The 16,566-nt window shown below is 72.7% G+C and carries 19 protein-coding genes; 10 read left to right on the forward strand and 9 right to left on the reverse strand.

What is annotated here, in order from left to right; all coding sequences use genetic code 11:
- Nucleotides 1-160: 160 nt before the first annotated feature.
- Entirely contained in the window at nucleotides 161-1,939 is a 1,779-nt protein-coding gene (gene aspS, locus CRP51_RS27675; RefSeq protein ID WP_097234105.1) for an aspartate--tRNA ligase, read from the reverse strand.
- A 131-nt stretch (nucleotides 1,940-2,070) separates the two neighbouring features.
- Between aspS and CRP51_RS27680 the strand changes: the two genes are divergently transcribed.
- Nucleotides 2,071-4,275, forward strand: a complete 2,205-nt coding sequence (locus CRP51_RS27680) for an ATP-binding SpoIIE family protein phosphatase (RefSeq protein ID WP_097234106.1) — start codon at nucleotides 2,071-2,073, stop codon at nucleotides 4,273-4,275.
- 62 nt (nucleotides 4,276-4,337) lie between these two features.
- On the opposite strand, the gene CRP51_RS27685 is transcribed toward CRP51_RS27680, so the two are convergent.
- Nucleotides 4,338-5,336 carry an ArsR/SmtB family transcription factor gene (locus tag CRP51_RS27685; RefSeq protein WP_097234107.1) on the reverse strand — a complete coding sequence of 333 codons (999 nt, stop codon included), beginning with the start codon at nucleotides 5,334-5,336 and terminating at the stop codon, nucleotides 4,338-4,340.
- 168 nt (nucleotides 5,337-5,504) lie between these two features.
- On the opposite strand from CRP51_RS27685, the gene CRP51_RS27690 reads away from it, so the two are divergent.
- Entirely contained in the window at nucleotides 5,505-6,500 is a 996-nt protein-coding gene (locus CRP51_RS27690) for an alpha/beta hydrolase (protein WP_245880844.1), read from the forward strand.
- Between the two features lie 64 nt (nucleotides 6,501-6,564).
- A complete protein-coding gene (locus CRP51_RS27695; RefSeq protein WP_097234109.1) occupies nucleotides 6,565-7,305 on the forward strand; it encodes a C39 family peptidase in 741 nt (246 codons plus the stop codon).
- Between the two features lie 85 nt (nucleotides 7,306-7,390).
- Here CRP51_RS27695 and CRP51_RS27700 read toward each other — a convergent pair whose 3' ends face one another.
- Nucleotides 7,391-8,368, reverse strand: coding sequence for a TetR/AcrR family transcriptional regulator C-terminal domain-containing protein (locus tag CRP51_RS27700; protein WP_245880845.1), 978 nt, complete (start codon nucleotides 8,366-8,368; stop codon nucleotides 7,391-7,393).
- Between the two features lie 188 nt (nucleotides 8,369-8,556).
- On the opposite strand from CRP51_RS27700, the gene CRP51_RS27705 reads away from it, so the two are divergent.
- The 3 genes from CRP51_RS27705 to CRP51_RS27715 are packed head-to-tail and all read left to right on the forward strand — an operon-like array spanning nucleotide 8,557 to nucleotide 11,345.
- Nucleotides 8,557-9,801, forward strand: coding sequence for an FAD-dependent monooxygenase (locus CRP51_RS27705; protein ID WP_097234111.1), 1,245 nt, complete (start codon nucleotides 8,557-8,559; stop codon nucleotides 9,799-9,801).
- A gap of 11 nt (nucleotides 9,802-9,812) precedes the next feature.
- Nucleotides 9,813-10,265, forward strand: coding sequence for a VOC family protein (locus CRP51_RS27710; protein ID WP_097234112.1), 453 nt, complete (start codon nucleotides 9,813-9,815; stop codon nucleotides 10,263-10,265).
- A gap of 21 nt (nucleotides 10,266-10,286) precedes the next feature.
- Nucleotides 10,287-11,345 (forward strand): hypothetical protein, encoded by a 1,059-nt coding sequence (locus CRP51_RS27715; RefSeq protein ID WP_212616027.1) that lies wholly within the window; start codon nucleotides 10,287-10,289, stop codon nucleotides 11,343-11,345.
- A 98-nt stretch (nucleotides 11,346-11,443) separates the two neighbouring features.
- Here the strand turns inward: CRP51_RS27715 and CRP51_RS27720 are convergent, their stop codons facing one another.
- The 6 genes from CRP51_RS27720 to CRP51_RS29875 form a co-directional block, all read right to left on the reverse strand.
- Nucleotides 11,444-12,142 carry a HEAT repeat domain-containing protein gene (locus tag CRP51_RS27720; protein ID WP_097234114.1) on the reverse strand — a complete coding sequence of 233 codons (699 nt, stop codon included), beginning with the start codon at nucleotides 12,140-12,142 and terminating at the stop codon, nucleotides 11,444-11,446.
- 78 nt (nucleotides 12,143-12,220) lie between these two features.
- Nucleotides 12,221-12,454: a hypothetical protein gene (locus CRP51_RS27725; protein WP_097234115.1), complete on the reverse strand. Its 234-nt coding sequence runs from the start codon at nucleotides 12,452-12,454 to the stop codon at nucleotides 12,221-12,223.
- Between the two features lie 507 nt (nucleotides 12,455-12,961).
- Nucleotides 12,962-13,303, reverse strand: coding sequence for a flavoprotein (locus CRP51_RS30145; protein ID WP_342749129.1), 342 nt, complete (start codon nucleotides 13,301-13,303; stop codon nucleotides 12,962-12,964).
- Nucleotides 13,304-13,366: 63 nt separating this feature from the next.
- Complete coding sequence (locus CRP51_RS30150) at nucleotides 13,367-13,498, reverse strand: hypothetical protein (RefSeq protein WP_342749130.1); 132 nt, start codon at nucleotides 13,496-13,498, stop codon at nucleotides 13,367-13,369.
- Between the two features lie 180 nt (nucleotides 13,499-13,678).
- Nucleotides 13,679-13,888 carry a DUF397 domain-containing protein gene (locus tag CRP51_RS27735; protein WP_097234116.1) on the reverse strand — a complete coding sequence of 70 codons (210 nt, stop codon included), beginning with the start codon at nucleotides 13,886-13,888 and terminating at the stop codon, nucleotides 13,679-13,681.
- On the reverse strand, nucleotides 13,875-14,132 hold the full coding sequence (locus tag CRP51_RS29875; RefSeq protein WP_245880846.1) for a Scr1 family TA system antitoxin-like transcriptional regulator: 258 nt from the start codon (nucleotides 14,130-14,132) through the stop codon (nucleotides 13,875-13,877). The genes CRP51_RS27735 and CRP51_RS29875 overlap by 14 nt, the downstream gene beginning before the upstream one ends.
- A gap of 17 nt (nucleotides 14,133-14,149) precedes the next feature.
- Here CRP51_RS29875 and CRP51_RS28640 point away from each other — a divergent pair, with 17 nt between their 5' ends.
- From CRP51_RS28640 to CRP51_RS27755, 4 genes are all read left to right on the forward strand, one after another.
- Entirely contained in the window at nucleotides 14,150-14,425 is a 276-nt protein-coding gene (locus CRP51_RS28640) for a hypothetical protein (RefSeq protein ID WP_141514696.1), read from the forward strand.
- Nucleotides 14,426-14,574: 149 nt separating this feature from the next.
- On the forward strand, nucleotides 14,575-15,225 hold the full coding sequence (locus CRP51_RS27745) for a hypothetical protein (protein ID WP_097234117.1): 651 nt from the start codon (nucleotides 14,575-14,577) through the stop codon (nucleotides 15,223-15,225).
- A gap of 173 nt (nucleotides 15,226-15,398) precedes the next feature.
- Nucleotides 15,399-15,641 (forward strand): hypothetical protein, encoded by a 243-nt coding sequence (locus CRP51_RS27750; protein WP_245880847.1) that lies wholly within the window; start codon nucleotides 15,399-15,401, stop codon nucleotides 15,639-15,641.
- The gene (locus tag CRP51_RS27755; RefSeq protein WP_097234118.1) at nucleotides 15,638-16,246 is read left to right on the forward strand and encodes a 3'-5' exonuclease; all 609 of its coding nucleotides are present in this window, start codon (nucleotides 15,638-15,640) and stop codon (nucleotides 16,244-16,246) included. Before CRP51_RS27750 ends, CRP51_RS27755 begins: the two co-directional genes overlap by 4 nt.
- Nucleotides 16,247-16,566 lie beyond the last annotated feature (320 nt).

A 16,566-nucleotide genomic window follows, 5' to 3' on the forward strand; every position in this document is an offset into this window, starting at 1 on the left:
AAACGCTCCCGCAACCCCGCAAGATCACCTTCAACGGCCACGGTCCTCGCAACTCCCACAGATCGCGGGTGTTGCGAGGACCGTTAGAACCCAAGCTACGCGCGCCGGGGCCCCTCGCCGCGCGGCGTCAGCGAGGCGTCAGCGAGGCGTCAGCGAGGCGTCAGCCCTGCTTCGGCGGCTTGCGGACGCTCAGGTGGAGTTCCTTCAGCCGGGCCTCGCCGACCTCGTTGGGCGCGCCCATCAGCAGGTCCTGCGCGTTGCCGTTGAGGGGGAAGGCGATGGTCTCGCGGATGTTGGGCTCGTCGGCCAGCACCATCACGATGCGGTCCACGCCGGGCGCGATGCCGCCGTGCGGCGGCGCGCCGAAGTGGAAGGCGCGCAGCATCCCGCCGAACTCCGCCTCCACCTCCTCGCGCGAGTAGCCCGCGATCTCGAACGCGCGGTACATGATCGCCGGCTCGTGGTTCCTGATCGCGCCGGAGGACAGCTCGATGCCGTTGCAGACGATGTCGTACTGCCAGGCCAGGACGTCCAACGGGTCCTGCTTCTCCAGCCCTTCGAGTCCGCCCTGCGGCATCGAGAACGGGTTGTGCGAGAACTCGATCGCGCCGGTGTCCTCGTTCCGCTCGTACATCGGGAAGTCGACGATCCAGCAGAAGCGGAAGACGTTCTCCTCGAAGTGGCCCGCGCGCTTGGCGGCCTCGACGCGGACCGCGCCCATGATCTTCGAGACCTCGTCGAAGGCGCCGGCGCCGAAGAAGACGGCCGTCCCGGGGCCGGCGGCAAGCCGCTCGGTGAGCGCCGCGACGTTCTCCTCGGTGAGGAACTTCGCGATCGGGCCGGTGAGCTGGCCGTCCTCGCCGACCCGCACCCAGGCCAGGCCCTGCGCGCCCTGCGCGACCGCGAACTCGCCGAGCTGGTCGAAGAACTTGCGCGGCTGACCCGCCGTGTCCGGCACCGCGAGCGCCCGCACGTGCTTGTCGGCGAACGCCTTGAACCCGGAGCCGGCGAAGACGTCGGAGACGTCGACCAGTTCGAGCCGGGCCCGCAGGTCCGGCTTGTCGGAGCCGTACTTCAGCATCGCCTCGCGGAACGGGATGCGCGGGAACGGCGAGGTGACGTGGCGGCCGTTGCCGAACTCCTCGAACAGCTCGGTCATCACCCGCTCGATGACCTGGAAGACGTCCTCCTGCTCGACGAAGCTCATCTCGACGTCGAGCTGGTAGAACTCGCCGGGCGAGCGGTCCGCGCGGGCGTCCTCGTCGCGGAAGCACGGCGCGATCTGGAAGTAGCGGTCGAAGCCGGCGACCATCAGCAGCTGCTTGAACATCTGCGGCGCCTGCGGCAGCGCGTAGAACGTGCCGGGGTGCAGGCGCGACGGCACCAGGAAGTCGCGCGCGCCCTCGGGCGAGGTCGCCGAGAGGATCGGCGTGGACATCTCGGTGAAGCCCTGCGCGATCATCTTGGTGCGGATCGCGGAGATCACCTGCGAGCGCAGCATGATGTTGCGGTGCATCCGCTCGCGGCGCAGGTCGAGGAAGCGGTACTCCAGCCGCCGCTCCTCGTTGACCCCGTCGTCCGCGTTGATGGTGAACGGGATCTGGTCGGCGGCGCTCAGCACCTCGACGCCGGCGACCTCGACCTCGACCTCGCCGGTGGCCAGCTCCGCGTTGACGTTCTGCGCGCCCCTGGCGACGACCCGGCCGTCGACGCGCAGCACGGACTCCTTGCTCAGCGAGCTGAGCCGCTCCTGGACCTCGCCGGCGCCGGGGGCGTCCGGGTGGACCACCAACTGGGTGATGCCGTAGTGGTCCCGCAGGTCGATGAAGAGGATGCCGCCCAGGTTCCGGCGATTGTGCAGCCAGCCGGCCAGCCGGACATCCTTGTCGATGTCCGCCGAACGCAGTTCGCCGCAGGTGTGGGACCGGTACCGATGCATCGTGAGTCCAAGTCGTCAACGAGATTCCGGGGGAACGGCCTCAGACTACCGTTGCCCGTGCCGGTGCCGCCCCGGCGTATCCGGCCCGGGAAAGGCGGCGAAATCGGCGGAAACGGCATAGATTCGCGTATATGCGCACCGAGGATGTGCTGGCCGCCACCCGCGTCGGCACCTGGGCCTGGGACGACGCCCGGGGCGTGGTCACGGTCGACGCGGTCGCCGCAGAGCTGCACGGGTGGCCGCCCGAGCCCGCGAAGCTGACCGAGGCGGCCGTGCGGGCGCGCGTCCATGTCGAGGACTTCGCCAAGATCGAGCGCGTGCTGGCGCTGGCGGCGAGCGAGGGCGGCGGGCGCGCGGTCAGGGAGGTCGAGTACCGGCTGGTCGACACGAACAACGAGGTCACCTGCCGGCTGCGCAGCCGGATGCGGATCATCGAGCCGGACGAGGAGCCGGGCGGCGGGGGCGGGACGCGGGCGGCCGTGGTCGGCACGGTGACCCGGGTGCAGCCCACGGACCGGCGGGAGCCGGGCGGCGACTGGGAGACGGCCAGGGCCAGGGAGGCCTTCGTGCTCCGCACCGGGCAGGCGCTCTCCGAGGCCAACAGCGTGCGGGAGGTGCTGCGGGTCGTCGCCACCCTCTCCATGCCCGGCTTCTCCCCGGACGGGGTCGCCGTCTTCGACCGCGAGGGCGACCGGCTGCGGCTGCTCGACTACCAGGGGCGGCCGATGGACTTCTACCACCTCGGCTTCCCGATGCCGATGAACACCGCCTATCCGGGCACCGAGGTGATGCGCACGGGCCGCGCGGTCTATGTCTCCTCGCCTGAGGAGTACGCCAGGCGCTACCCGAGGATCTGGCCGGTGATCGCGCCGCTCCAGCGCCGCGCCTGGGCCTTTCTGCCGCTGGTGGTGGCGGGCCGCACCATCGGGGTCTGGCTGGCGGCGTTCGACTACGCGCTGGACTTCGACTGGGAGGAACGTTCCACGTTCTCCAGCATCGCCCGGATGGTGGCGCAGGCGCTCTCCCGCGCGACGCTCAACGACACCGAGCGCGAGCTGTCCGCCGACCTCCAGCACGCGATGGCGCCGAGCCCGACGCCCCGCGTGCCGGGGCTGGCGATCGCCGCCCGCTACGTGCCGACCGGCGCCGGGCTCCAGGTGGGCGGCGACTGGTACGACGTGATCCCGCTGCCCTCCGGCCGGGTCGCGCTGGTCATCGGGGACGTGCAGGGGCACGACGTGCGGGCGGCGGCGGTGATGGCGCAGCTGCGGATCGCGCTGCGCGCCTACGCCTCCGAGGGGCACCAGCCGGACGCGGTGCTCAGCCGGGCCTCGCGGTTCCTCGCCTCGCTCGGCGAGGGCTCCGGGGGGCCGGGCCCGCGCGGGGCCGGCGGCGCGCCCGGTGTGGGGAAGGCGGAACCGGGCGGGGAAACGCCGGGGGAGGCCAGGTTCGCCACGTGTCTGTACGCGGAGGCCGACCCCGCCTCCGGGACGTTCGACATCGCGCGGGCCGGGCATCCGGAGCCCGCCGTGCTCTTCGACGACGGCGCGATGCAGCCGCATCCGACGGACGGCGGGCCGCCGCTGGGCGTCGAGCCGTCCCTCGACTACCCGGTGACCAGGCTCAGCCTCCAACCCGGCGAGACGCTGCTGCTCTGCACCGACGGGCTGCTGGAGACGGGCGGGCGCGACCTGGACGCCGGCTGGGAACGCGTCGGCCGGGCCGTCGCCGGGGTGCCGGGCACGGGCCTTGAGCAGGTGGCCGACGCGCTGCTGGAGTCGGTCGACCAGGTGGAGGCCGAGGCCGAGGGTGGGCTCGGGGCCGGGGAGCGCGCGGGGGCGCGCCCGCCGGGGGCGCACGGCAACGAGGACGACATCGCGCTGCTGCTGCTCCGCCGCGAGGTGCCGCGCGGCCAGGTGCCGCGCGGCGCGTTCCCGGTGCGCCGCTTCGTGCTGAACGTGGGCCAGTCCGAGCCGGCCCGCGTCGCCCAGGCGCGCCGCCAGCTGGGCACGTTGCTGCACGACTGGACGGACCAGGACGTGGTGCACGGTGCGGTGCTGCTGCTCTCCGAGGTCCTGACCAACGTGCTCACCCACACGGACGGCGACGCGCTGACGGTCGCGGAGGTCGGTGGCCTGGTGGGCGACCGCACGCTGCGGGTCGAGGTGACCGACGCGTCCGACGCGCTTCCGCAGCGTCGGGAGCCGGGCGAACTGGCCTCCTCCGGAAGGGGGTTGCTGCTGCTGGAGGAGCTGGCCGACGCGTGGGGCGCGCAGCCGAGGGGGGCGGGCAAGACGATCTGGTTCGAGCTGGGCGAACGCTCGCGGACGCCCTGAGGCCGGGGCCCGCGACGCCGCGCGGGCGTCTCCCCCTGCCCCGCGACGCCCGCGGCGCGCGTTCAACGCCCCCGTGGCGCGAGCAGATGGTGGCCCCGGCTCGTCAGGCGGTGGAGCACGTGCGCGCCGTCGCGCCTGCTGTCGACCAGGCCCGCGTCGCGGAGCACCCGCAGATGGCCGCTGACCGACGGCGCGGGCATCCCGAGGCGCGCGGCGATCGAGCCGGTCGTCGAGGCCGTGGCGAGCGCGCCCAGGACCCGGGCCCGGCTGGCGCCGAGCAGCGCCGCGAGCGCCTTCGCGTGCCGGACGGCCTCCGGCGGCGTCCGGGGCGCGGGGGAGACCGGGTAGACCACGACCGGCGGCAGCGCGGGGTCGGCGACGGCGATCGGTGTGGTGTGGCAGAAGAACGAGGGGATCAGCCGCAGGCCACGCCCGCGCAGCCGCAGGTCGAGGTCCACGGGATAGGGCGCGGTGAGTACCGGGTCCCGCCAGGTGAAGGGCTCCAGTTGGCTCAGCAGCGCCACCAGTCCGCCCTCCAGCGCCGCCGCGCGCCGCTCCGCGTCGGCGGCGACGGTGGCGGCGACCCGGCTCCAGTCGGGCGCGATCAGCCGGGTGTGGACCTGGAGCACGGCGTCGGCGACCCGGTCCAGTAACCGCCGGTCACCGGAGGCGAGTCGACCGGTCCACGGGGGCAGGTCCCGGTGTCTGGCCGCCTCGCGCAGCTCGCGGGCGAGCCGGGCGGCCGAGGTGGCGCGCAGGGTGTCGAGGGCGGCGGACATGCCCTCCTCGGACTCGGTGGGGGTGAGGAAGTCGGGGAAGTAGGGGGCGTCGGCCGGCGCGAGGTCGTTCAACAGCCGGCAGGCGGCCCGGAGATCGTCCCCGCCCCTGAGCCGTTCCGCCGCGCGTCGCCGCCACGGCCGGAGCGGGGGCGGCAGCCGGCGCGGGGGAGTGGAGAGCACATGGAGCCCGAGGATGGCCTCCCACATCGGGTCGGCGGACTTCGCCAACTGCACGTGGCGGAAGTCGCGGTCGCTGAAGTGGATGCGCAGCACGCCGGGCATGGGCCGATGGTGGCCCTCCGCACCCGCGTCCACAAGGGGTGTTCAACGGGGGTCGAAAAGCACCGCCCCCCGGGGCGTTGTCGTGTACCTAACATTCCGGTGCCGTGTCCGGCCCTTCCCCTACCCGCTTGCCCTTCCATCCCCGGATCCCCCACCACGGAGGTCGCGTTGAAGAAGTCACCCCTGCCCGGCCCCTCGCGCAGACGGCTGTTCGGGCTCGCCGGCGGAGCCACCGCAGCGACCCTGCTCGGCGGCGCGGGCGTGCTCGCCTCGGCGACGGGCGCCCGCGCGGCGGACGACGGTTTCGGGCTGCGGATCGTGGAGCGCGGCGAGGACGACCCCCGGATGAAGTACTACCGCTTCGCCACCGACGAGATCGGCTGGGACCCCGCGGTCAACGTCCTGCTCCCCGACGACTACGCCAGCGGACGGCGCTACCCGGTGCTCTACCTCTTCCACGGAGGCGGCATCGGACAGGACTTCATGTCGTTCGACAGGGCCGGCATCCGCGAGCTGACCGCCGGCCGGCCGCTCATCGTGGTGATGCCCGACGGCGGCCCCGCCGGCTGGTACAGCAACCCGGTGCACTCCAACGCCGGCCCGCGCAACTGGGAGTCCTTCCACATCGGGCAGTTGCTGCCCTGGATCGACGCCAACTTCCGCACGTACGCCGAGTTCGACGGGCGCGCGGTGGCCGGGTTCTCCATGGGCGGCTTCGGCGCGCTCAAGTACGCGGCCAAGTACTACGGCCACTTCGCCTCCGTCAGCTCCCACTCGGGCCCGGCCAGCCTCCGCCGCGACGCGGGGCTGGTCACCCACTGGGCCAACGTCTCCTCCGCGGCGGCCGAGCTGGCCGGCGGCAGCGTCTACGGGGTGCCGCTGTGGGACGAGGGCCGGGTCAGCGCCGACAACCCGGTGGAGCAGGTCGCCCGGTACGCGGGCAAGCGGGTCTTCCTGGTCGCCGGCACCAGCCCCGCCCCCGTGGACTGGGCGGACTGGGTCACCGAGACCCAGGTGCTGGCCGGCCAACGGGAGTTCCGCGACCGGCTGAACGACGCCGGCATCGGCCACGAGCAGTACGAGGAGCCAGGCGGGCACCTCTTCCGCGCCGACGTGTTCCGCCGCGACCTCGACGGCATCGTCGCCCGCCTCCGCCGGGCCTGAGCGCCGCCCCTCAAGCGCCGCCGACACCCCACGTACCCCACCAGGACCCCGACGGGAGACACCCATGAGAAGGAGAAACATCCCGACCGCCCTGGCGACCGCCCTGGTCGCCGGCGCCACCCTCGCCGCCCTGGCCACCCCGGGCGTGGCGCAGGGCGCCCCGGCGGCCGCGCCCGCCTCGGCCACGGACTCCGTCGCGGTGGCACCGTTCGCCACCACCGCCGGCACCGCCGTGGTCAGCGGCCGGAACGAGCCGGGCACCCGCTTCCACGTGGAGGCCACCAGGACCCGCGCGTCCAGGACGCTGGAGATCGACTACCAGGTCCAGGAGACCGGCTACTGGTGCGGCCCCGCCGCCACCCGCATCGCCCTCTCCGCGCGGATCGCGCCGCCGAGCCAGTCGGCCCTGGCCGTCCAACTCGGCACCCACGTGGGCGGGACCGACCACATCAGCCAGGTCACGGGCGTGCTCAACGCCAACCTCGGCACCGGCTGGTACGAGACCAAGGAGATGCCCAACGACCCGCCCACCCAGGCCCAGAAGGACCTGCTGTGGCGCGACATCGTGCTGGACATCGACAACAACTACCCGCTGGTGACCAACATCGTCGCCCCGCCGGGCAACCAGCCTCCCGGCTACCCGCCGGGCCAGACCATCTACCACTACTTCACGGTCATCGGCTACGACGACGTCAACAGGACCGTGCTGATCGCCGACCCGGCCAGCTTCGGAGGCAACCAGATCTACTGGCTCTCCTTCGAACAACTCGCCTCCCTCATCCCCCCGAAGGGCTACGCCGCCTGAGGCGCCGGGGCTCCGACGCGGTGACGGCCCCGAACCCCCGACGCCCGGGGCCGTCCCGCCACCGGAACGCCCGCCGGCGCCCCGTTCAGGACGGGTGCCCCCGGTCGGCGCCGGCCTCCCGGTCGCCCAACAGCACGGCGAACCCGTCGAGATGGCGCGCCAGGCCGTACTCGAAGAGGGCGTCCAGGTCGGGGGCCGCGTCGTCGGAGAAGGCGGCGAGCAGCGGGAAGCGGCCGCTGGTGAGCAGCTCGCGGCGGCGCGAACGCTGCGTCTCGGACCAGCGGTTCAACGACATGCCGGTGTTCCGCTCGGCCTGTGCCTCGTCGGCCTTGGACACCGCGATGGTGACGACGAACGCGTGCAGGGTGAGCGCCTCCTGGAGCCGGACGTCCAGCGACAGGTCGAGCCCGTCGAGCGCGCGCAGCGTCCACTCGGTGTGCACCAGCATGTTGGGCACCAGGGCGGGGCGGGTGAAGGAGATGACGGGCGGCAGCCACAGGTGGCGCCGGCACAGCCGCCACTGCTGACGGGCCACGAGTTCGAGCTTGGCGCGCCAGCCCGGCGGTCCGGGCTCGGGCAGCGTGAGGTCGCCGAAGACCAGGTCGGCCATCTGCGTGAGCAGCTCCTCCTTGCCCGTGACATGGCGGTAGAGGGACATCGGGCCGAGGTCGAGCTCGGCGGCGAGCCGGCGCATCGTCAGGGCCTGGAGCCCGTCGGCGTCGGCGAGGTCGACGGCGGTCCGCAGGATCCGGGCCCGCGGCGGTTCCTGCCCCGCCGCCTCGCCCCGGGCGGGCGCGGCGGCGCGGCGGGCCGGGGCCGCGCGTTCCCGGCCGGCGCCCTGGCTGACCACCGTGCCGGAGCCGACGCGCGCCTCGACGAGCCCCTCCTCCCGCAGGACGGCCGTGACCTTGGTGGCGGTCGCGATCGCGACGCCCCACCGCCGCGCGATGGCCCGGATGGACGGCACCCGGTCCCCGGGCGCCAGATCGCCGCTGGCGATCCGGGACCTGATCTCCGCCGCGATCACGCGGTAGGGCGGCTCGGTGTGCTGCGCTGACGGCACTCTCATCCTCCGCTGACGTCGACCCGACGCCCCACCCTGCCACAGCGAGTGGACTAGTGCACTATGCCTGGAGCACTAGTCCACTCTTGGCCCGTGATCCCTGGTTTCCTGGGGTGTCTGCTCCGTACGTTGTATTCCGAGCACGCCGGAGAACGGCGTATCGAGGTAGGCGTACAGAGGAAGGACGCATGGAGAATCGGGACATCCTCATCTCGGGCGGGGGCATCGCGGGGGCGACCCTGGCGTACTGGCTGCGCCGGTACGGGTTCCGGCCGACGGTGGTGGAACGGGCCCCCGCCCCCCGCACGGGCGGCCACTCGATCGACATCCGCGGCACCGCCCGCCAGGTGATCGAACGCATGGGGCTCGTCGCGCCGGTCAAGGCCGTGCGCATCCCCAGCCGGGGCATGGCCTTCGTCAACGAGGCGGGGAAGCCGGCGGCGCGGATGAGCTCCGAGTCGTTCGGTCCCTCCGGCGGCCCGGTCGCCGAGTGGGCGCTGCTCCGCACCGACCTGGCCCGCATCCTGTACGACGCGATCAGCGACGACGTCGAGTACGTCTTCGGCGACGCGATCACCGAGGTGGAGCAGGACCGGGACGGCGTCACCGTCGCCTTCGAGAAGGGCGAGCCCCGGAGGTTCGACCTGCTCGTCGGCGCCGACGGCGTGCACTCGGCGGTGCGACGGCTGACGTTCGGCCCCGAGCACCGCTACGTGTGCGACCTCAACTCCTACCTGGCGCTGTACTCGATGCCCTCGCACGTCCGCCTGGACGGCTGGCAGTTGATGTACACCGTGCCCGGCGGCTCGGGACGCACCGGCAGGACGGTGGCCATGCGTCCGGTGGCCGACCCGGACAGGGCGATCGCGGGGTACTTCTTCCGCTCGCCGGGACTCCGGTTCGACCGGGGCGACATCGCCGCGCAGAAGCGCCTGGTCGCCGACCGCTTCGCGGACGTCGGGTGGCACACCCCGCGGCTGCTGGAGCAGCTGGAGGACTCGACCGACTTCTTCTTCGACCGGGTGGAGCAGGTGCGGATCGACACCTGGTCGAAGGGGCGGACCGTACTGCTGGGGGACTCCGCCTACTGCGCCTCCCCCATGTCCGGGATCGGCACCAGCCTCGCCCTGGTCGGCGCCTACGTGCTGGCCGGCCAACTCGCCCGCGCCGGCGGCGACCACCTCGCGGGCGCGGCCGGATACGAGGCGGGGATGCGCGAGTTCGTCGACCGGGCGCAGGAGTTCGCCCGGACCTCGGGCGACGGCGGCCTGATGCCCGACTCGCCCGGCCGCATGTGGCTGCGCAACCAGTCGGTGCGGATGGTGCGCCACCTGCCCCGACGCCTCGTCGCCCGGGGCCTGGAGAAGGTCGCCGACACCGTCACGCTCGACGACCACGCCGGCCCGAACACCCCATCCACCACCCACAAGTAAGGAAAAACACCATGCGGATCAGCAGCTTCCTGTGGTTCGACGGCCAGGCCGAAGCGGTCGCGACCTACTACACGTCCCTGTTCGCCGACTCCGGGATCCGGGACGTCCAGCGGGACCCGGAAGGCCGCGTCACCACCGTCGACTTCACCATGGACGGCCAGGGGTACGTCGCGCACAACGGCCAGCCGCGCTATCCCCACAGCCGCGCCTTCTCCCTGTACGTCGAGGTCGAGACCCAGGAGGAGCTGGACGCGCTCTGGGCCAAGCTCGTCGACGGAGGCGAGGAGGGGCCCGGCGGTTCGCTCGTCGACCGGTTCGGGGTGACCTGGCAGGTCATGCCCACCTGCCTGCGGGAACTGCTCCGCGACGCCGACGCGGAGGTCGCCGACCGTGTCCTCGACACCCTGCACGCCATGACCAGGATCGACATCAAGGCCCTGGTCGACGCCCACGCCCAGCGATGACCTTCTGAGGGAAGTACCACCATGCACACCCGTCCCCCCACCGCCCCGCACGCCCGACCACCCACCGTCCGGCCGGAACGCCGGCGCACGCACGCAGCGTTGACCCTGGCCTGTCTGACGACGCTGTGCGCGGAACTGACCTTCACGGCCGTCGCCGTCCCGAAGGCCTGGCTGCTGCTGCCGCTGCTGGTGGTGATGTACGGGGCGGGCGTGCTGGTGATCCGCGAGGCGGTGGTCAGGGTCGGCGTCGGATGGCCCGGTCTCGTGCTGCTCGCCCTGGCGTACCAGGTGGCCGAGGACGGGCTCGGCCTCCAGGCGCTGACCAGCCCGGAGATGTACGACGTCACCGACTGGAGCGTGCGGTCCCTCGGCGTCAACTGGTCGTACTGGGAGTCGCAGATCGGCGTGCACGTCGCGCTCAGCGTGCTGCTGCCGGTCATGCTCGCGAACCTGCTCTTCCCCGAGCTGCGTGACCGCCCCTATCTGGGAGGCCGCGGCCTCCTCGTCGCCGGCGCGCTGGCGGTCGTCGGGGTGCTGGGGCTGCGTGGCCTCGTCTCGGCCACGGAGGACCCCGGCTACCGCACCCCCTGGGGGTGGACCGTGGCGTATGTCCTCGTCATCGCGGTGCTGGCCTGGCTGGCTCTGCGGGTCCTGCCGCGTTACCGAGGGTCGGGGAGGGTCCACGGGCGGCGGCGGGCGCCTCGCCCCGTGGTGGTCGGAGCGGTCTCGGGCTATCTGACGACGGCCTTCCTGACCACGCTGATGCCGTTCGGTCTCGGCGACGACATGCTGATGGGCGACCTGATGTCGACGGAGTCCCGGCTGCTCGTCGGGGCCATGACCGCGGTCCCGTTCGCCTGGGTGGTCGCGCGCTGGCGGGGATCGGCCGACTGGTCCGACGCCCACCGCCTGTGGCTGGCCGGCGGCATCCTCGTCTCGCACACCGCGTTCATGATGCCGGCGTCGCTGGCCAGCGTCTTCCTGGGGCTGGGCACCATCGTCCTGGAGGTGGTGCTTCTGGTGGCCCTTGCCCGGCGGGTGCGGCGGCGCTCCCCCGTGCCGGAGCCCCGGCGCGGGTGAGCGCCCGGCACCGCCGGCGCGCGTGAGACGTGGTCGGCCGCGGCCCCCGCACTCTGGCCCGGCCGACCACCCCTTCCCAGCCGCGCCCCGCAGGCCGGTCAACCGTCGTCGGCGCCTCGGGTCAGTCGCCGCATCGCGAGGCGGTGCAGCTCCGGGGCCTCGTCCCCGGAGAACAGGTCGGCGACGACGACCGGCACGGCCCCGCCCCCCGGGCGCACCGCGCGGAGCAGCTCGGCCCCCTTCGCGGCGACATCGCGGACCGCCGGGTCGCTGTCGCTCCGGGCGGCCTTCTCCAGAACGGGGACGCACTCCGGCCAGCCGGTGTCGACCATCGCGAAGACGGACGCGGCGCGCACGTCGCACTCCGCGTCCTCGGCGGTCGCCGAGAAGCGCCGCAGGAACGCGGGATCGGCGTCGGCGCCCAGCGGAGCGCCGATGCCCGCACGGCGCACGGCGAGCACCCGGTCGGCCGCGTTGTCGATCTCGTCCAGCAACTCGGCGAGCGTCCACGGAACCAACGCGCCCTGGACGAGTGTGGCGACCGTACCGATCGCCTCGGGACCCAGGACGCTGTCCACGGCCAGGCCGCAGAGGTCGGGATCATCGCGCTCGTGGTACAGGACCGAGAGCCCGGGGAACCCCGCTTCCAGGATGACGCGTCGCACGGTGCCCGCCCGGCTCGACTCCTCGCGGACGAACGTCCAGCCGTGCAGCCGGGCGACGGCCACCACTTCGTCGGCGGCATGCGGCTGGCGGAGCACGAACCGCCGCGTCCGGTACCGCTGTTGGGCGATCATGACGCGCCACGGTAGCAGCGGGTCCCGGACGGCCCGCCTCTCCCGCCCGGTCCATCGGGCCACTCCCGCTGGGTGGAACTACCGGATCGGCTCGCCCGGCAGGCTCAGATAGGTGTGCTGAAGTGCGGACAGCGCCGGGTGTTCGGCCGGCAGCTCGGTGTCGTCGACGGCAACGCCTCGCCGAAGCCGGCGAGTTGCCAGCAGGACCCGCACGTGGCGCACCGCCTTCACCCGCAGCGGGAGCAGTGACACCGGGCCCGCCGGGCGGGTGGTCACCAGCTCCTGCGGGCCGGCCGAGAAGGGGCGCCCCATCCAGAGTGCGGGTTCCAGGGTCTTCGACCTCGCCGGAGGCGTCGACGGCGGTGGGACGCCAGCCGCAAGGCGGTCGCCGCACTCCTCGCCGGCCTGCCCCACCAGTTGGTTTCGGTGTGGCGTTAACCGATGCGTGGTGGGCGCGGGCGGCCGTCCTCAGCGCCGAGCAGGACGGCACCCTCAGCGTCGTCCGGCGGGTCCGACAAACCGACACCACCGCCTCCGCCGCACCACTCCACCCGCGCACCGCGCTCCACCAAGCCGCCCTCGCCTTCGAACGCGCCACCCGCGGCCGCGTCCACGCCGACCACCGGGCCGGCCGCGCCCTACGCGAACCGACACCCAGGGCACCACCGCCTGGCTGATCCGCACCGCCCTCGCCGCCACCACCAACAACAGGCAGCCGCTCACCTCCACCAACACCGCCGCAGCCAGGGCACGTACGTGCCGAGGACTCCCACGCCAGCGCCCCCCCACGCAGCGCCGCCGTTGAAGCGAGTCAGCCCCTCAGCCCCACTCCTCCGCCGCTTCCAGCGCCAACTCCCAGGGGAACGCCTCCGGATCGCCCTCGCCCGGCTCGTTCGGCACGAACCCGCCCGGCCCGTACAGCACCCGTGTCCCCGCCCCGCGCAGCACGTCCAGCGACCGGGCGAACTGCGGATGCGCCCCGTATCCGGTGTTGACGCACGGCATCACTACCAGCGGCAGCCGTTTACCCACGGCCTCGACCGCGACGCCCGCCGCCCACGTCGGGGTCAGGCCGAGGGCCACGGCGTTCACGGTGTTCAACGTGCCGGGGGCCAGCACGATCACGGAGGCCGGCGGCCAGTCCGAACGTTTCCACGGCACCGAGTGAACGGTCCGCACCTCCCGGCCGGTCAACGCGGCCAACTCCGGCAGCCGCCCCTCCACCTACCCGGCCGCGGTCGGCGTCAGCCCGAGGCACACCTCCCACCCCCGCCGCCGCGCCTCGCGCACCGGTCGGTCGATGTACTGCACGGGCGGCGCGGCACAGCCGATCAGGTAAAGCACACGACTCGTCATATGGCAAGTTCATCACGGGTTCGCCGTGATCCGCTCGGCGGTTGGGAGGCCGCGCCTCGCGGTAGCTTCCGGATGGCCGCACAGAAACGGAGAACGGTATGGCCGAGCACGGCTGAGCGGAAGCGCGCCCCCGTTCCGCCGGTTGGTCGCCGGGGAAGGGGGGCGCGTTTGGCGCTTCGGTTACGGTCGGCGTGCGAACAGCTCGTCCGCGGCGGCGATGAACGAACGCCACTGAGCGGCCCCCACGGTCACGAGCCCGGACTCACGGTCCTTGGTGTCTCGCAGCCCGACCGCGCCGTGGAGGTCGGCGACCTCCACGCAGTTCCCCGTTCCGTTGCTGTAGCTCGAAGTGAACCACTGTGCGCTGTCCGGTAGTTCAGCCTTGCTCATATTCCCTTGCCACCTCAGCCATCAGGCGCTGCGACGCCTGTTCGTCAAGGGCAGCATCCCAGATTCCTTGGAACGCGGCGTCATACTGTTCGACCTCCTTCGGCTTGTCCAGGTACAGGTTCCCGGTGTACCCGTCCGCGTAGACCGTGGGCGGCTCCGTCTCCTTCCCGTCACCGGTGAGCGGGAAGCGCAGGATGCTTTTCCTCTCCCGCTCCGGGGGAACGCCCCAACCTCGCCTCGCCAAGTGATCGGAGTAGACCGATGCCGCAGACCGTTTCCGACCAGGTGCCGGCCCTGTCTCCCGTACTGCCGGGGCCCGCAGGCCCGTTGGGTGTGCGGGCGACCTCGGTGGCCACGACGCGCGCTCACCACATGCTGATGGCGCGCGACCCGCACACCGAGGACGGCTGGCGGCTCCCGAGCTGCGCGGTGCCGCCGGGCGACCGCCCCGTGCGGGCCGGCGAACGCGCGCCCGTTCCGATCAACGGCGACCGGCCGGCCTGGCCGGAGCCGGACGCCGTGGACCAGCCCGCCTGACGCTCCCGGCGCTGTGCGCCGTCACCCTCGCGCCGCTTGCGTTCCTGCTCCTCGGGGCTGCGTTCACCGGCGCGCTGGTGCGGCGCATCGCCGAGGCCGACCGCGACACCCCACCGCCCCACCGCCGTCGTTCGGAAAGTTGACCCGCCATGCCCGAACTCCTCGCCCCCGAGACCGTGATGACCTGGGGCCCGCGCCGTCTCCCCGTTCCCTATGTCGCCCACTGGAGTGCCGAATGTTCCTACGGGCAGCGGGTGACGATGCGGCCGGACGCGGGCGGGATCTGGTACCTCGACGAGTCGCCCGCCGACCGCGACGCCTTCGACATGCTTTGGGGCCGCATGGGTGAGGCGCCGGGTGAGGGGCGCCCGAACTTGGGCGCCGTTCACCCGGTGCGGCAACGCCGGGCGCAGGCCGAGCGGTTGTGCCAGGTCTGCGGCCGGACGGCAAGCCACACCCGGGACGGCTGGCTGTTCCTGATGAACCACGACGGCTCGAACGACTACGAGGGCGCCACCAAGCCTCCGGTCTGCCTGCACTGCGCGGCCCTGGCCACCCGCCACTGCCCGCACCTCACCCGCCCCGTCGCTGTCCGCTCCCGCCGCCCGAAGATCTGGGGCGTCTTCGGCACCCTCTACACCCCCACCCCCGGCACCTCGCGGCTCACCGCCCACGTGGACGAGTACCTGCCCTACGGCCACCGCGCCAGCAACTGGTTCCGCGCCTCCCAACTCGTCGTCGCACTCAAACGCTGCACCGTTGTGAACCTCGACGCGGAGCTCGCGGCGCTGATCGGTTAGCCGTGCCAGCCTTTCGGCTTGCCGAGTCTCGTCGCTCGGCTGGCCCGCGTTCATGAACGACTCCGATCACTCATCTCTCGGAGGTCTCATGCACCAACCAACTGCCTACGCCACCTTCGAGGACGCCTACCTTGGCGTTCTCGCTCACATCGTCGGCTCGTCCGAATACCGCAATGCCCCCCGGGGGGAACAGCAGTCACGAGTGTCTTGGCCTGTCGTTCCGCCTCGGCGCCACCGGCAAGGTCGAGGTCACCGAGCGGGCCATCATCGTGGAAGGCTTGGACGAACCACCGCGCTACCACCTCCAACACACCCACGGCTACCAGTGCCACGACCGCGCCAAGCCACACCACCACCGACGCCACGGCCGCGCCGACATCGGCTGGCCGACCCCCTCCCGGGACGGGACACCATGAACGACTTCACCACCTGGCCACCACTGTTCGTCGTGGACGTCGAGGGCAACGGCGCCAACCCACCCGACCTCGTCGAAGTCGCCGCCCTCCCCGTCCGCCACGGCCAACCCGACACCACCACCGCCGGACACTGGCTCATCCAACCCCCGCGCCCCGTCACCTCGTTCGCCGCCCGCGTCCACGGCATCACCGACCAGCAGCTCGCCGACCAGCCCAGATGGGAAACGGTCGCGCCGCAGGTGCACGGGCTGCTCGGCGAAGCATGGATCTGCGCCCACCACGCGCACGTCGACTACCAGGCGCTCGCCCGCCACCTCCCCGACTGGCGCCCGGCCGGCGTCATCGACACCCTCCGCCTCGCCCGCGCCACCTACCCCGACGCCCCCCGACACACCCTCGACGCCCTCCTCACCCACACCGGCATCGACCTCACCCACGCGCCCGCCCAGCGTCACCGCGCCACGTTCGACGCCTACGCCACCGCCCACCTGCTCCTCGCCATGGCCACCCACTACGACGACTGGGACGCACTGCGCGCCGCCGCCGTGCCCCCCGGCCTCCCGGGGGACCGACAGCCGACCGAAGACGCCCCCGGACTGTGGTGAACGCGGATCGCGTCCGGCGAGAGGACCTTCCGACCGTACGCGGAGGCTGGCTCCTGGGCATCGATCGCGGTGCCCTGGAGGTGGGGGAGGCGGGCGGCGTCCAGGTCGTGGATGGTCACTTCGTAGCGCTGGGCGGTCTGGTCGGTGGTGCCGCGGCCCGACCAGCCGCTGGCGGCCGGGCCGTTCGGAGCCGGCCAGGGGCCGTCCGAGTCGTCCCGCCTAGCTCTTGGGTTCTAACGGTCCTCGCAACACCCGCGATCTGTGGGAGTTGCGAGGACCGTGGCCGTTGAAGGTGATCTTGCGGGGTTGCGGGAGCGTTT

It is taken from the genome of Streptomyces zhaozhouensis, from assembly GCF_900230195.1.
Classification (GTDB): Bacteria; Actinomycetota; Actinomycetes; order Streptomycetales; family Streptomycetaceae; genus Streptomyces; species Streptomyces zhaozhouensis.

What these genes read in the sequence shown, in the direction of transcription:
- aspS (WP_097234105.1), bottom strand. Translation starts at nt 1,939, where the DNA reads ATGCATCGGTACCGGTCCCACACCTGCGGCGAACTGCGTTCGGCGGAC.
- CRP51_RS27680 (WP_097234106.1), top strand. Translation starts at nt 2,071, where the DNA reads ATGCGCACCGAGGATGTGCTGGCCGCCACCCGCGTCGGCACCTGGGCC.
- CRP51_RS27685 (WP_097234107.1), bottom strand. Translation starts at nt 5,336, where the DNA reads ATGCCCGGCGTGCTGCGCATCCACTTCAGCGACCGCGACTTCCGCCAC.
- CRP51_RS27695 (WP_097234109.1), top strand. Translation starts at nt 6,565, where the DNA reads ATGAGAAGGAGAAACATCCCGACCGCCCTGGCGACCGCCCTGGTCGCC.
- CRP51_RS27705 (WP_097234111.1), top strand. Translation starts at nt 8,557, where the DNA reads ATGGAGAATCGGGACATCCTCATCTCGGGCGGGGGCATCGCGGGGGCG.
- CRP51_RS27710 (WP_097234112.1), top strand. Translation starts at nt 9,813, where the DNA reads ATGCGGATCAGCAGCTTCCTGTGGTTCGACGGCCAGGCCGAAGCGGTC.
- CRP51_RS27715 (WP_212616027.1), top strand. Translation starts at nt 10,287, where the DNA reads ATGCACACCCGTCCCCCCACCGCCCCGCACGCCCGACCACCCACCGTC.
- CRP51_RS27720 (WP_097234114.1), bottom strand. Translation starts at nt 12,142, where the DNA reads ATGATCGCCCAACAGCGGTACCGGACGCGGCGGTTCGTGCTCCGCCAG.
- CRP51_RS27725 (WP_097234115.1), bottom strand. Translation starts at nt 12,454, where the DNA reads ATGGGGCGCCCCTTCTCGGCCGGCCCGCAGGAGCTGGTGACCACCCGC.
- CRP51_RS30150 (WP_342749130.1), bottom strand. Translation starts at nt 13,498, where the DNA reads ATGACGAGTCGTGTGCTTTACCTGATCGGCTGTGCCGCGCCGCCCGTG.
- CRP51_RS27735 (WP_097234116.1), bottom strand. Translation starts at nt 13,888, where the DNA reads ATGAGCAAGGCTGAACTACCGGACAGCGCACAGTGGTTCACTTCGAGC.
- CRP51_RS28640 (WP_141514696.1), top strand. Translation starts at nt 14,150, where the DNA reads ATGCCGCAGACCGTTTCCGACCAGGTGCCGGCCCTGTCTCCCGTACTG.
- CRP51_RS27745 (WP_097234117.1), top strand. Translation starts at nt 14,575, where the DNA reads ATGCCCGAACTCCTCGCCCCCGAGACCGTGATGACCTGGGGCCCGCGC.
- CRP51_RS27750 (WP_245880847.1), top strand. Translation starts at nt 15,399, where the DNA reads ATGCCCCCCGGGGGGAACAGCAGTCACGAGTGTCTTGGCCTGTCGTTC.
- CRP51_RS27755 (WP_097234118.1), top strand. Translation starts at nt 15,638, where the DNA reads ATGAACGACTTCACCACCTGGCCACCACTGTTCGTCGTGGACGTCGAG.